Genomic DNA, 12,572 nt, shown 5'->3' on the forward strand with positions numbered 1-12,572 from the left:
CGGCGCCCTTGCCGCCCATCTCGCGCGCCATGTCGGCACGACGGCCGATGCGCTGGTCGAACGCGGCGCGTCTGCGCGCCTTGCTGACTTCTCGCCTGTGCAGCTGGAGGGCACGCTTCCACCTGCTGGACGCTTGGCGCGTACCCATATAACCGGGCACAATAATACGCATCTGGTTGGGACGCTCGCATGATCCTGTGGTTCGGGAAAAAGAAGAAGCAGGACGAGGCAAAGGCCGCGGGCGCGGCGATGGCCGCGCCGGAACTATCGGCAGACGAGATTGCGGCCCGCGAGGCTGAAATCGCCGCCAAAGAAGCCGAAAAGGCCGAAATTGAGCGCGTCGTCGCCGAGGCCAACAAGGCCTGGGAAGAACGCCAGGTCCGCGAAGCGGCTGAAGCCGAGGCGGAAGCCAGGCGTCTGGACGATGAAGCCCGCAAGGCTGAAACAGCCCGCGCCGAAGCCCTCGCCCGCGCCGATGAAGCCGAAGCGAAGCGGCTGGAGGCTGAGGCCGAAGCGGCCCGTATCGCCCGCGAGGAACGCGAAGCCGCGCGCGCCAGGGCGGCTGGCGAACTCAAACTGCTTGAAGACCGCCGCGAAGCCGCACGGCTGCGTGAAGAGCGCGAGGCCGCGGCCCGCGCCGCGCTTGAGGCGGAGGCCAATGATCCGGGCTTTGTGGCCCGGCTCGGATCCGGCCTGGCGCGCTCATCCTCCCGGCTCGGCACAGGCCTCGCCGCATTCAACAAGCGCAGGCTGGATGACGAAACGCTCGAGGACCTCGAAGACCTGCTGATCACGTCAGACCTTGGCTCAGCGGTCGCCCGGCGAGTGACGAAGAACCTGTCGAAAGAGCGATTCGACAGGGAAATCACTGAAAACGAGATCAAACTGGCCCTTGCGGCCGAAATTGAGTCCGTTCTGGCGCCCCGCGAGCAGATCGTCGACTTCTCGGACGGCCCGCGTCCGCGCGTCGTGCTCTTCGTCGGGGTCAATGGCTCCGGCAAGACGACGACGATCGGCAAGATTGCTTCGAAACTGAAAGATCAGGGCGCGAAGGCGCTGCTCGTGGCAGGCGACACTTTCCGCGCGGCCGCCATTGAGCAGCTCACTGTCTGGGGTGACCGGGCGGGCATTCCCGTCATGTCAAAGCCGACGGGCGCAGATGCCGCCGGGCTTGTTTACGAGGCCATTGAACGGGCCAGGCGCGAAGACCTCGATCTCGTTCTCGTCGATACGGCCGGCCGCCTTCAGAACCGGGCCGAACTGATGGCCGAACTGGAAAAGGTCGTGCGCGTTGCGCGCAAGCTCGACCCGGACGCCCCGCACGATGTCATCCTCGTGCTCGATGCCACGGTGGGCCAGAATGCGCTCAGCCAGGTCGAGGCGTTCCGGCATACGGCGGGCGTAACGGGTCTTGTGATGACCAAGCTCGACGGCACGGCCAAGGGCGGCGTTCTGGTGGCGATTGCCGAGGCGCATGACCTGCCAATCCACTTCATCGGTGTCGGTGAAGGCGCCGATGACCTGCGCCCCTTCAGCGCCCACGCCTTCTCGCAGGCGCTGGTCGGGGCCATCGACTAGGCTCTAATCAGTGGCCTGCGTCACGCCCTGTCCATCATCGAAAATGTCCTCAATGCCTCGCCCGAACAGGCGGGCGATCGCAAAGGCGAGTGGCAGGGACGGATCATATTTCCCCGTCTCGATGGCGTTGACGGACTGTCGGGAAACGTCCAGCCGATCAGCCAATTCTGCCTGACTCCAGCCGCGTTCGGTGCGCAGGATTTTCAAGATGTTTTTCATCGCCTAGACCGTTGGCCCGAGGGAGGTGCGGCACCGTGACAGGCCGAAGGCCAAGAAGTAGGCGGGCCCGAACCAGAAGACGTCCACTGCGCCGAGCACACCAAAGATCTGCAGGAATCCGACGAGGAAAGTGGCGCAAGCCACGATTGCGCCGGCTTCAGCGAGCGCGCGCATCTGCCGGGCCCGTGTATATTCATCCGTTTCGCTGGTCTGGCGTAGGATGGCCCAGATCGAGCCAATGACCGGGGCTGTTGTGGCGACGGCGCAGACGGCGCGAATCCAGAGGGGCGTAGTGTCTTCATCCACCAGCCATTTCGCCGCGAAGATCATCGCGACATAGATAGCCATCATGGGCCAGAACAGTCTTTTGTATCGCTTGTTGGCAGTGCGAAATCCGAGCGTTGCCATGTCTATCTCCTTGTCTAGTGTGCTTTACACTTAGACAAGTAAACTTGACATGTCAAGCGAGCTTTACAAGAGGTCTATTCCGCCGCCATCGCTCGCACGGGTGCGGCCTGTGCCCCGCGCAGCAAGCGCCCCGGTTTCGCGCCGGTCGGCGTGCCATCGCGGAAGGTGACCTGTCCGGCCAGGATTGTCGCGGTATAGCCGCTGGCGCGCTGCATGAGGCGGCGCCCGCCTGTCGGCAGGTCGTACTGGACCTGCGGCAGGTGAAGTTTCAGGTTTGTCAGGTCGATCACGTTGAGATCGGCGCGATAGCCAGGCGCAATCAGGCCGCGATCATTGAAGCCCATCCAGCGGGCCGTCTTCTGGGTCTGGCGGTGAATCAGGTATTCGAGCGGCAATTTCGGCCCGCGCAACCGGTCACGGCCCCAATGGGTCAGCATGGTCGTGGTAAAGCTGCCATCGCAGATCATGCCGACATGCGCCCCGCCATCGGACAGGCCTGGCAGGGAGGCCGGGCTTTCCATCATGGCGCGGATCGGCTCAAGGCTGCCTTGCGAATAATTGAGGAAGGGCAGGTAGAGCATGCCGCGCCCGTCATTCTCCAGCATCAGGTCGAGGGCGGCCTCTTCATTGCTGACGCCGCGCCGGGCCGCGATGGCTTCGATCGTGCGCTCCGGGCCGGGCTCATAATCGACAGGGTCTGACAGCTGGAACATCTTGCCGAAACTGCGCAGCATCACTTTCAGGAACGGGTTGTCGGTGACCGGCGCGTCCGCCAGCAGGCGTGTGCGGAAGGCCGGGTCATTCAGGCGGCGCACCTTTTCGGCGAAGGGCAGATCGGCAATTTCCCTGAATACAGGATGCGCACTGAAAATATTGAGTGTGAGTTCCAGACCCAGCAATACGCCGACAGGACGCGGTGCCACCTGCGCCGCCATTGGCAGGCCATCATCGACAGCCTGCTCAATCGCGCCGAGCAACATGCGCCAGCTGTCCGGCGCGACGTCCGCCTGCGCCAGCGAGACTGAGAGGGGCCGCCCCGAAGCCTCGACGATCCGCCGCAGCATGGCGGCTTCCTTTTCCGGGTCGTTGAAATCCGACACGAATTGCAGGACGCCGCGGCCGGCTTCGGCAAGGCCCATGGCGATGCCGGTGAGTTCGGCCTCGCTGGCGGTCAGCGTTGGCGTGGGTTGTCCGTCAGAGGTGCGGTGGTTCAGCGTGCGGGATGTTGAAAAGCCGATGGCGCCTGCCATGACCGCTTCTCTGGCGAGGCGCGCCATTTCGGCAATTTCAGCCGGTGTGGCCTCTTCGCGATTGGCGCCCCGGTCACCCATCACGAAGACGCGCAGCGCCGCATGCGGAAGCTGGGCGGCCATATCCACGTCGAATTCGCGCTCGCTCAGGAAATCGAGATAGTCCGGAAAACTCTCCCACGCCCAGGGCAGGCCTTCGGCCAGAACCGGGAACGGTATGTCTTCGACGCCTTCCATCAGGCGGATCAGCCGGTCATGGTCCTGCGTCCGGCACGGCGCGAAGCCGACACCGCAATTGCCCATCACCACGCTCGTGATGCCGTGGAGGGAAGACGGGCTGATCTCGCTGCCCCAGGTGGCCTGGCCGTCATAATGAGTATGGATATCGACAAAGCCGGGCGTCACGATCTGCCCGCGCGCGTCAATCTCTTCGCGGCCCTTGCCGCCAATCTTGCCAAGGCCCGAAATCACGCCGCCATCCATGGCGACATCCATTTCGCGCGGCTGCGCCCCGCTGCCGTCAAAGACGAGTCCGCCGCGCAGGACGATATCATGAGTGGCCATGGCGTAAATCTCCCTGTCTTTTGCCTGAGCATGGGCCACATCCTGCCTGAGTCAAACCCTGACGCGGCGTCGGGCTTCCCCGCCGGAACAAACCCGCGCATACACCGCCCGCCATGACCAGCGCGCTGCTTCCCGTTGCGATCTGCCTGATGTCCGCCATCTTGCTGGCGGCAACGAATGTGCTCGTCAAACGCGGCGGCGATATCCTCACCTCACGCATGGTCCTGTCCATCGTGATGGCGCTGAGCGTCCTGCCGCTCGCGTTTTTTGTGCCGCTGCCGCCGCGCGAAACCCTGCCCCTGCTTGCGCTGTCGATGGCGGTCCACTGGTTTTACCAGTTCAGCGCCATCCGGGCCATGCATCGCGGTGACCTGTCGCTCGTCTTTCCGGTCATGCGCGGCCTCGGCCCGCTGGCGACGGCGATGATTGCCAGCATTGCGCTGAAAGAGGCGCTCACCCTCTGGCAGATGGCAGGCCTTGTCACCGCCAGCGCCGCGATCATTGTCTTTGCCTTGCCTACGGGCGCGACGGTCCACGCGCGCCGTCTCGACCGGGCGGCGCTGTTCTGGTCCGTGATGACGGCGCTGGGCGTCGGCCTGTATGCGGTTGCCGATGCGCGGGCCGTGCGGGAAATGCCGAATTTCCTGACCTTCGTCGTCTGGCTGTTCCTTATCGACTGGATCGGCGTGACGCTGGTTGCGCTCTGGCAGCGGCGCGGGGGCCTTATCAAGGCGATCCGCCCGCAGATCCGCGGGGGCATCATTGCGGGCCTCCTCGGATCATCGTCATACGGGCTGGCCATCTATGCCTACACGCTGACCGATGCGGCGATCGTGACGGCCCTGCGTGAGACATCGGTGGTGTTTGCGGCTGCGTTCGGGGCGTTCCTGCTGCATGAAGGGTTTGGCAGGCGCCGCACGGTGGCCGCGGCCGTGCTGGCCTGCGGTCTCATACTGATGCAGGCCGGGGCGTGATGCGGGTCTGGTGGGGCCGGGCTCTTTATGCAAGACAGGGCCCGAACATCCGGAGGCGGCCTGGCCGCGTATAAGATCGCATGACCGAACAATCAGACCAGACCACAGAAAAGGCCGCTGCGCCGAGCAAACAGGGCAATATCTGGGCGGAGCTTGGTCCGACACTCGTTTTCGTCGTCGTCTACAATGTGCTCCTGCGTTTTCCTGAAGGCGACGGACTGTTCACCAAGGATACGGCGCTCTACTGGGCAACAGGCGCGCTGATCGTGATGACGCTGGGCGTTATCATCCAGAAACGGGTCAAGGGCGAGCGCATCCCGCCTTTCCTGATCCTGTCCTCCGTACTCATCGGAACCTTCGGCACGATTGGCATCGTGCTCCAGTCAAAGACCTTCCTGTTCATCAAACCGACCATCATCAATTTCCTGTTTGCCGGTGTCATCTTTGGCGGTCTGGCTGTCGGACGAAACATCTGGAAGATGTTCTTCGAAAGCGCATTCCAGCTGCCGGATTTTGCATGGCGCACGCTGGCGATCCGCTGGGGGCTGTATTTCGTCGCAATGGGGATCTGGAACCTGGTGCTCTGGCAATTCTTCTCCGAAGGAACCTGGGCCAACTGGCGCCTTGGCAATGTCGGGCTTGGTTTTGTCTTTGCCCTGGCGAATGTGCCTTACACGTTGAAACACATGATCAACCCGGAGAAGCCGGAAACGCTGGCCTAGCGCGTCAGCTTTTCCGTGCCCGGCGGATTGGTAAACGGCGGAAAACCATTGAGGTGACGCGTGCCGGAATAATGCGTCAGCGCCCAGACAACGGTCGGGAAGGCCAGTTCTGACCAGGGAATATCCTTCCACGCAAACAGGCCGACCTCTAGGCTTTCCGGGCCTGCCGCAATATCCGAGGCGAGGCTGGCCCGGAACATCACCTGGACCTGGCTGATGCGCGGTACGGAATAAACAGCCAGCAGCTGTTCGATGCGGATGTCGGCGCAGGCTTCTTCCTGCGCTTCGCGGCGGGCGGCGTCCTCAACCGTTTCATTCTCTTCCATGAAGCCTGCCGGCAGTGTCCAGAAGCCCATTCTCGGCTCAATGGCCCGGCGGCAGAGCAGGATCCTGTCGTCGCGTGTGACAACGGAACCGGCCACAATCCTAGGGTTCACATAGTCGATGAAGTTGCAATTATTGCAGATTCGCCTCGTGCGATCATCGCCTTCTGGTATATCCAGCCTGAAATCAGGTGAATTGGAACCAATTGCTAAGTCATCCGTCATCAAATCTTCAACCTCTCTCTCATATGGAGAAAACTGTTGATCCGCACACGGGCCACCTGTTTAAAGCAACCCACGAACCCAATTCTGGCGGGAAACCGCTCCAAAAACCGAAAGTAGACATTCCCATGGCTTCCACAACCAATTTCAACCTCAACAAATCGCCCAGCCATTTGTTGCACCGTGCGCAGCAGATCGCTGCCAACCATTCGGCCGCTGCCCTCAAGGCCGCTGGCGTCACACTGCGCCAGTTTTCCGTGCTCGCTGCCCTGTCAGGCAATGAGGGCGTCAGCCAGTCAGACCTCGTCAACGCGACCGGAATCGATCGCTCGACGCTGGCCGACATGGTCGCGCGCATGGAAAAAGCCGGCCTGATCAAGCGTGCCGCGTCGAAGGCTGACGCTCGCGCCAAGTCGGTGTCGCTGATGGCCAAAGGCCGCAAGGCGCTCGAAAAGGCTCAGCCCGCTGTTGATGCGGCCGATGCCGCCCTGTTCGACGCCATGCCAAAGACCAAGCAGGATGCGCTGCTGTCCGGCCTTGCGAAACTGGTCGAGGACACAGAAGCAGCCGATGCCAAGCCCGCAGCGCCGAAAGCCGCACCTGCGCCAACTGTCGTGAAGAAGGCCAAGCCAAAAGCGAAAGCTGCGCCAAAAGCCGCTGCTGCGCCGAAGGCCGCCGCGAAGGCGAAAGCCAAGCCAGCCGGCCGCAAGAAGAAGTAAGACGTCAGGATCAGTCGCGGGGTGCGTTGAGCGCCCCGCGCACCTCGCGGACATCACCATCGTCCAGCGGACCGGTGATGTGTACCAGGATCTCGCCCTCGCTTGAGATCACAAATGTTTCCGGCACACCGGTCAGCCCGAAATCAAGTCCGCCCTGCCCGTCCGTGTCGACCGCGACACCGGTGAACGGATTCCCCATCCGTTCCAGGAAGGCGGCGCCGTTTTCACGGCTATCCTTGTAGAGCACACCATAGATCCTGTCCGGGAAGGCATCAGACAATTCCATCAGGCGGGGATGCTCTGCTTCGCACGGCGCACACCAGCTCGCGAACAGGTTGACGACCACGTTCTTGCCGCCGGGTGGCGGGGCGAAAGTGACGGTGCCGCCGTCCAGTGTCTCGAACAGCCGCTCGGGCGCGGCGCGCGATACCCGCTCGAAGTCGCCCTTTTTCGGGCTCAGCAATTGCGACAGGGCCAGCCCGGCAAAGAGCAGCAGCGCAACAACCGGAATGGCGGCAAGCCAGCGCTTCATGTGACATCTCCGTCATCGCCTTTCAGGCGCGCGAGACTCTGTTTTGCGCTGCGCGCCTTGACCAGGACGCCGATCACGGTGCCGCCGATCAGCACCAGCCCGATGCCATAGCACGCCCAGATATAGGCGGCGTTCTTTCCGAAGTCCGGTAACAGGTCCATCATGCCCCCGCCAACAGTCTGGCGCGATGGCGCGCGGCCTGACGTGTCCAGATCTCGGCGCGCATCAGGGTCATCACGAGTGCACCAAACAGAAGAGAATGCCCAAGGCCGCTCATCAATAGCGGCCACAGATAGACCGATGCCATCTTGGGCCCCTCTGCCGTTATGACGCTGGAATCCTGGTGAAGCGATGTGAACAGGTCGACGGAGAACTTGATCAGCGGCACGTTCAGCGCGCCGACCATGGCGAGGATCGCGCCGGCGCGGGCAGCCTTTTGCCGCGAATCCATGGCTGCGCGCAGCGCCATGTAGCCAAGGAACAGGAAGAACAGGAACAGCACGCTCATCATGCGTGCGTCATCCCACTGCCACCATGTGCCCCAGGTCGGCTTGCCCCACACGGCGCCGGTTGCAAGGCATAGCGCGGTCCATGTCGCCCCCAGCGGCGCAATCGCCTTGGCTGCGATGTCAGCGAGTTCATGGCGCCAGATGAACCAGACGAAACTGGCGCCAGCCATCGCCGAATAGCTTGCCATGGCGAGCCAGGCGGCGGGCACATGGATGAACATGACGCGCATGATGTCGCCGCCCTGATAATCGTCCCGGGGGACAATCCACAGGCCCTGCCAGAGGCCCCACGCGATCAGCGCTGCGCCCAGCAGATAGAAGAGCGGCGCCAGCCAGCGCGACAGGGCGAGGAAGCGGTGTGGATTTGCAAAGGCCGACAACATGCCCATCAGATAGCTTCCCCTCAATCCGCCGCCAAGCGCAACGCAGCAGCCATGGCAAATGGCGCCAGCGCCAGCGCAAACAGTGTCGAGGCCACCAGCAGCAAGGGCGCACTGTCGCCGCCAGCTGCGCCGCTCATCGCCAGCGACCCGAAAATCGCCGTCGGCACATAAAGGGGCAGCGCGATCAGGGCTATAAGTAATCCTCCGCGGCGCACGGTTGCCGACAGGGCGGCGCCAACGCCGCCCCAGAAGAAGAAGGCAAGCCCGCCGAGGCCGTAGATCATCGCGCTGGTCAGAAGGTTCGCTCCGGCCTCGGCCTGGAACATCAGCGCCAGAACCGGGCTCATCAGCGCCAGCGGCAGGCCGGCCGTCAGCCAGTGGGCGAATGTCTTTGCTGCGGCGATCGCCGAGACGGGCGCGCTGGTCTGCAGCCACAGGTCAAGGGCGCCGTCCTCGACATCGGCCTGAAAGATGCGCTCCAGCGTCACGAGGCTGGATAGCGCAAGTGATACCCAGAGTATGCCGGGGCCGACCGTGCGCAACATGCCGGGTTCGGTTCCGATACCCAGCGGCACGAGAACGGCGGCCCCGGCAAAGAAGCCGAGCGGCAACAGGGCGCCCGCGCCGCCCGCCCAGGCTTCGCTGAGGGCTTGCCGGAAGGCTGAAAGGATAGGGGCGGGGCTCACAGCGTGATCTCCCGGCTGGCAATGAACCCGACCTCGCCATGCACCGCTGCCACCACCGCACCGCCCCCTTGCCGATGCTCTGCCACCATATCAAGGACCCGCGTCCGCCCCTCGGCGTCCAGCGCCGTGAACGGCTCGTCAAGCAGCCAGACCGGACGCTTGTCCAGCAGGACACGCGCCAGCGCCGTGCGCCGCCTTTGCCCGGCCGACAGGTATCGCGCGGCGACGTCTGCCGGCCTCGATAGTCCCATTTCATTGAGGATTGCGTCCACATCGGCGCCTGCGCCCCAGGCCCGCGCCCACAGGTCCAGGTGAGCGCGGGGGGTTTCATGCGGCTTCAGACCCTCGCGATGGCCAACCCAGTGATGCGGGGCGGTACGGCTCACCTCGCCCGTCTCCGCCCGTGTCAGGCCAGCCAGTACGCGCAACAAAGTGGTCTTTCCGGCCCCGTTGGCGCCCCTCAACACCACAGCCTCGCCCGGCGCCACCTCCAGTGACACCGCGTCAAACAGCACCCGCTCCCCGCGCAGGATGCCCAGTCCGGAAGCTGTCAAAAGGCGCACATCATCTCCCGAATAGTCCCTTGGTCGCAATTGCATCAGGGACTTACCACCTATATGACACGAGGCAACGCGCCGCTTCCCCCGGCGGCTCACCTATCACATCAAGACGCGAGGTCTCCCGCATGCCGTCTCTCGACAGCTTCAATTCAAAACGCACCCTTACCGCTGCTGGCAAGACGTACACTTATTATTCACTCGCTGCAGCCTCTGAAAACGGCCTTGGCGATGTGTCGCGCCTGCCGGCATCGCTCAAGGTGCTGCTCGAAAACATGCTGCGCTTCGAAGATGGCAAGACGGTCACCAAGGGCGACATTCTCGCGTTCAAGGCCTGGCTCGACAACAAGGGCGCCACGAGCCACGAAATCGCCTACCGCCCTGCCCGCGTCCTGATGCAGGACTTCACCGGCGTCCCCGCAGTCGTTGACCTCGCTGCGATGCGCGACGCTGCGAAGAACCTCGGCGCTTCGGCAGATGCGATCAATCCGCAGGTCCCTGTCGACCTGGTGATCGACCACTCGGTCATGGTCGACAGTTTCGCCGGGCCAGGCAGCTTTCAGAACAACGTCGAGATGGAATACCAGCGCAACCAGGAACGGTATGAGTTCCTGCGCTGGGGCTCGACCGCGTTCAAGAATTTCCGTGTCGTGCCGCCCGGTACCGGCATTTGCCACCAGGTGAACCTCGAATATCTCGGCCAGACCGTCTGGACCAAGGAAGAAGATGGCGAAACCGTTGCCTATCCCGACACCTGCGTCGGCACCGACAGCCACACGACCATGATCAACGCCCTGTCCGTGCTTGGCTGGGGTGTGGGCGGCATCGAAGCTGAAGCCGCCATGCTCGGCCAGCCGGTCTCGATGCTCATTCCTGAAGTCATCGGTTTCAAGCTGACTGGAAAACTGGCTGAAGGCGCAACCGCAACAGATCTCGTTCTCACGGTTGTCCAGATGCTGCGCAAGAAGGGCGTCGTCGGGAAATTCGTCGAATTCTTCGGCCCCGGCCTGGCCAGTATCACGCTCGAAGATGAAGCGACGATCTCGAACATGGCGCCGGAATATGGTGCGACGTGCGGCTTCTTCCCGGTCGATGACGATACGGTCAAATACCTCAGGAACACTGGCCGCGACGCAGATCGCGTGGCGCTGGTTGAAGCCTATGCCAAGGCGCAGGGCTACTGGCGCCCCGAGCAGGCCGAACCCGTGTTCACCGACACGCTTGAACTGGATCTGGGCGCCGTGGTGCCATCCATCTCCGGTCCGAAACGCCCGCAGGACCGTGTCTTGCTGTCCGAGGGCGACACGGCATTTGCCGATGCAATGGCCAAGGAGTTCGGCAAGGAAGCTGACGCCGCCGAGCCGATTGCGGTCGAAGGTGAAGACTATACCGTCACCCATGGCGATGTATTCATCGCGGCCATCACGTCATGCACCAACACGTCCAATCCGAGCGTGATGATCGCCGCCGGCCTCGTGGCCCGCAAGGCGCACGCGCTTGGCCTGACAAGGAAGCCGTGGGTAAAAACCTCACTCGCACCGGGCAGCCAGGTCGTCACCGACTATCTCGACAAGGCCGGGCTCTCTGATGACCTCGACGCGCTCGGCTTCAACCTGGTCGGCTATGGCTGCACCACCTGTATCGGCAATTCCGGACCGCTCGATGCGCCGCTGGCCAAGGCCATCGCGCAAGGCGACCTGGTTTCCTGTTCCGTGCTGTCCGGCAACCGCAACTTCGAAGGACGCATCGGACCGGATATCAAGGCAAACTATCTTGCGTCCCCGCCACTGGTCGTCGCTTATGCGATTGCCGGTTCTCTGCGCATCAACCTGACAACGGATCCGCTGGGCCAGGACAAGGACGGCAAGGACGTCTTCCTCAAGGACATCTGGCCAACCTCTCACGAGATTGCCGAGATCATGGCTGTGGCCGTCACGCCGCAAATGTTCGAAGATCGCTATTCGGACGTTTTCAAGGGCGATGAGCACTGGCAGGCAATCGACGTCTCCGGCGGCCAGACCTATAGCTGGCCACCCGGATCAACCTATGTCCAGAATCCGCCTTACTTCAAAGGCATGAGCCTGACACCAGACGCACCGAAGGATGTGAAGAACGCGCGCGTTCTGGCCGTCTTCGGCGACTCCATCACGACCGACCACATTTCGCCGGCCGGTTCGATCAAGGCGGCGAGCCCGGCAGGTGAATATCTGCTGGCCCATCAGGTCAGCGCGCTGGACTTCAACTCGTATGGCTCGCGCCGCGGCAACCATGAAGTGATGATGCGCGGCACGTTCGCCAACATCCGTATCAAGAACAAGATGGTTCCGGGTGTCGAAGGTGGCTTCACGGTGCATTATCCGGGCGGCGCGCAAATGCCGATCTACGACGCGGCGATGAAATACGAGCAGGACGATGTGCCACTGGTGATCTTCGCGGGTGAGCTTTACGGCAATGGCTCGTCGCGTGACTGGGCGGCAAAGGGCACGGTCCTGCTCGGCGTGCGCGCCGTCATCGCGGGCAGCTTCGAGCGTATTCACCGGTCGAACCTGATCGGCATGGGCGTGCTCCCACTTGAATTTGCCGATGGCGCCAGCGCTGAAACCCTTGGCCTGACCGGCAAGGAGCAGGTCTCGATTTCCGGCATCGCGAACATCCAGCCGCGCCAGACGCTGGACGTGGAAATCACGCGCGAGGATGGCACGAGCTTCACCGCCAAGACCGTGCTGCGCATCGATACCGAGAACGAGCTCGACTATTATCGCAACGGGGGCATCCTCCACTACGTGCTGCGCAATCTCGCGCGCGAAGCCCTGTAGGGATTTCCGCCAGCCGATTCAAAGACAAAGCCCTCCGCGTTCCCGCGCGGAGGGCTTTTTTGCAGTGCTCACACCCCTGTGATTGTCATGCGATTTGGCATGGGCCTATA

Annotated in this window: 14 protein-coding genes and 1 pseudogene; 6 read left to right on the plus strand and 9 right to left on the minus strand. The window is 62.9% G+C overall.

Going from position 1 to position 12,572, the window contains the following annotated elements; all coding sequences use genetic code 11:
* Together VR74_RS01715 and ftsY are read left to right on the plus strand one after the other, a co-directional pair.
* A pseudogene (locus VR74_RS01715) lies at positions 1-193 on the plus strand (tRNA (N(6)-L-threonylcarbamoyladenosine(37)-C(2))-methylthiotransferase MtaB); the annotation flags it as partial.
* Positions 190-1,578, plus strand: coding sequence for a signal recognition particle-docking protein FtsY (gene ftsY / locus VR74_RS01720; protein ID WP_045693853.1), 1,389 nt, complete (start codon positions 190-192; stop codon positions 1,576-1,578). The pseudogene VR74_RS01715 and the gene ftsY, both read left to right, overlap by 4 nt.
* A 3-nt stretch (positions 1,579-1,581) precedes the next feature.
* Here the strand turns inward: ftsY and VR74_RS01725 are convergent, their stop codons facing one another.
* The 3 genes from VR74_RS01725 to VR74_RS01735 all read right to left on the minus strand — a co-directional run bounded on the left by VR74_RS01725 (position 1,582) and on the right by VR74_RS01735 (position 4,019).
* On the minus strand, positions 1,582-1,797 hold the full coding sequence (locus tag VR74_RS01725; RefSeq protein WP_045693855.1) for a helix-turn-helix transcriptional regulator: 216 nt from the start codon (positions 1,795-1,797) through the stop codon (positions 1,582-1,584).
* A gap of 3 nt (positions 1,798-1,800) precedes the next feature.
* A complete protein-coding gene (locus VR74_RS20360) occupies positions 1,801-2,205 on the minus strand; it encodes a hypothetical protein (protein WP_299949333.1) in 405 nt (134 codons plus the stop codon).
* A 74-nt stretch (positions 2,206-2,279) separates the two neighbouring features.
* Positions 2,280-4,019, minus strand: a complete 1,740-nt coding sequence (locus tag VR74_RS01735; RefSeq protein WP_045693857.1) for an amidohydrolase family protein — start codon at positions 4,017-4,019, stop codon at positions 2,280-2,282.
* A gap of 113 nt (positions 4,020-4,132) precedes the next feature.
* Here VR74_RS01735 and VR74_RS01740 point away from each other — a divergent pair, with 113 nt between their 5' ends.
* A complete protein-coding gene (locus tag VR74_RS01740; RefSeq protein ID WP_045693858.1) occupies positions 4,133-4,993 on the plus strand; it encodes a DMT family transporter in 861 nt (286 codons plus the stop codon).
* Between the two features lie 80 nt (positions 4,994-5,073).
* Complete coding sequence (locus tag VR74_RS01745) at positions 5,074-5,715, plus strand: septation protein IspZ (protein ID WP_045693860.1); 642 nt, start codon at positions 5,074-5,076, stop codon at positions 5,713-5,715.
* On the opposite strand, the gene VR74_RS01750 is transcribed toward VR74_RS01745, so the two are convergent.
* Positions 5,712-6,263 carry an NUDIX hydrolase gene (locus VR74_RS01750; RefSeq protein ID WP_045693861.1) on the minus strand — a complete coding sequence of 184 codons (552 nt, stop codon included), beginning with the start codon at positions 6,261-6,263 and terminating at the stop codon, positions 5,712-5,714. The two genes, VR74_RS01745 and VR74_RS01750, sit on opposite strands and share 4 nt — an antisense overlap.
* Before the next feature lie 125 nt (positions 6,264-6,388).
* Between VR74_RS01750 and VR74_RS01755 the strand changes: the two genes are divergently transcribed.
* Complete coding sequence (locus VR74_RS01755) at positions 6,389-6,979, plus strand: MarR family winged helix-turn-helix transcriptional regulator (RefSeq protein WP_045693863.1); 591 nt, start codon at positions 6,389-6,391, stop codon at positions 6,977-6,979.
* Positions 6,980-6,989: 10 nt separating this feature from the next.
* Here VR74_RS01755 and VR74_RS01760 read toward each other — a convergent pair whose 3' ends face one another.
* The 5 genes from VR74_RS01760 to ccmA are packed head-to-tail and all read right to left on the minus strand — an operon-like array spanning position 6,990 to position 9,688.
* Entirely contained in the window at positions 6,990-7,511 is a 522-nt protein-coding gene (locus VR74_RS01760; RefSeq protein ID WP_045693865.1) for a redoxin family protein, read from the minus strand.
* Positions 7,508-7,675 (minus strand): heme exporter protein CcmD, encoded by a 168-nt coding sequence (ccmD, locus tag VR74_RS20365; protein WP_299949335.1) that lies wholly within the window; start codon positions 7,673-7,675, stop codon positions 7,508-7,510. The genes VR74_RS01760 and ccmD overlap by 4 nt, the downstream gene beginning before the upstream one ends.
* Positions 7,672-8,409: a heme ABC transporter permease CcmC gene (ccmC, locus tag VR74_RS01765; protein ID WP_299949337.1), complete on the minus strand. Its 738-nt coding sequence runs from the start codon at positions 8,407-8,409 to the stop codon at positions 7,672-7,674. The genes ccmD and ccmC overlap by 4 nt, the downstream gene beginning before the upstream one ends.
* A 14-nt stretch (positions 8,410-8,423) precedes the next feature.
* Positions 8,424-9,089: a heme exporter protein CcmB gene (ccmB, locus tag VR74_RS01770; RefSeq protein WP_299949339.1), complete on the minus strand. Its 666-nt coding sequence runs from the start codon at positions 9,087-9,089 to the stop codon at positions 8,424-8,426.
* Positions 9,086-9,688 carry a heme ABC exporter ATP-binding protein CcmA gene (ccmA, locus tag VR74_RS01775; protein ID WP_299949341.1) on the minus strand — a complete coding sequence of 201 codons (603 nt, stop codon included), beginning with the start codon at positions 9,686-9,688 and terminating at the stop codon, positions 9,086-9,088. Before ccmA ends, ccmB begins: the two co-directional genes overlap by 4 nt.
* Before the next feature lie 86 nt (positions 9,689-9,774).
* Between ccmA and acnA the strand changes: the two genes are divergently transcribed.
* A complete protein-coding gene (acnA, locus tag VR74_RS01780; RefSeq protein ID WP_045693871.1) occupies positions 9,775-12,462 on the plus strand; it encodes an aconitate hydratase AcnA in 2,688 nt (895 codons plus the stop codon).
* The last annotated feature ends 110 nt before the right edge of the window (positions 12,463-12,572 follow it).

Source organism: Hyphomonas sp. BRH_c22, from assembly GCF_000961795.1.
GTDB lineage: Bacteria > Pseudomonadota > Alphaproteobacteria > Caulobacterales > Hyphomonadaceae > Hyphomonas.

Coding starts and splice junctions, on each gene's coding strand:
- ftsY (WP_045693853.1), top strand. CDS start 190: ATGATCCTGTGGTTCGGGAAAAAGAAGAAGCAGGACGAGGCAAAGGCC.
- VR74_RS01725 (WP_045693855.1), bottom strand. CDS start 1,797: ATGAAAAACATCTTGAAAATCCTGCGCACCGAACGCGGCTGGAGTCAG.
- VR74_RS20360 (WP_299949333.1), bottom strand. CDS start 2,205: ATGGCAACGCTCGGATTTCGCACTGCCAACAAGCGATACAAAAGACTG.
- VR74_RS01735 (WP_045693857.1), bottom strand. CDS start 4,019: ATGGCCACTCATGATATCGTCCTGCGCGGCGGACTCGTCTTTGACGGC.
- VR74_RS01740 (WP_045693858.1), top strand. CDS start 4,133: ATGACCAGCGCGCTGCTTCCCGTTGCGATCTGCCTGATGTCCGCCATC.
- VR74_RS01745 (WP_045693860.1), top strand. CDS start 5,074: ATGACCGAACAATCAGACCAGACCACAGAAAAGGCCGCTGCGCCGAGC.
- VR74_RS01750 (WP_045693861.1), bottom strand. CDS start 6,263: ATGACGGATGACTTAGCAATTGGTTCCAATTCACCTGATTTCAGGCTG.
- VR74_RS01755 (WP_045693863.1), top strand. CDS start 6,389: ATGGCTTCCACAACCAATTTCAACCTCAACAAATCGCCCAGCCATTTG.
- VR74_RS01760 (WP_045693865.1), bottom strand. CDS start 7,511: ATGAAGCGCTGGCTTGCCGCCATTCCGGTTGTTGCGCTGCTGCTCTTT.
- ccmD (WP_299949335.1), bottom strand. CDS start 7,675: ATGATGGACCTGTTACCGGACTTCGGAAAGAACGCCGCCTATATCTGG.
- ccmC (WP_299949337.1), bottom strand. CDS start 8,409: ATGGGCATGTTGTCGGCCTTTGCAAATCCACACCGCTTCCTCGCCCTG.
- ccmA (WP_299949341.1), bottom strand. CDS start 9,688: ATGCAATTGCGACCAAGGGACTATTCGGGAGATGATGTGCGCCTTTTG.
- acnA (WP_045693871.1), top strand. CDS start 9,775: ATGCCGTCTCTCGACAGCTTCAATTCAAAACGCACCCTTACCGCTGCT.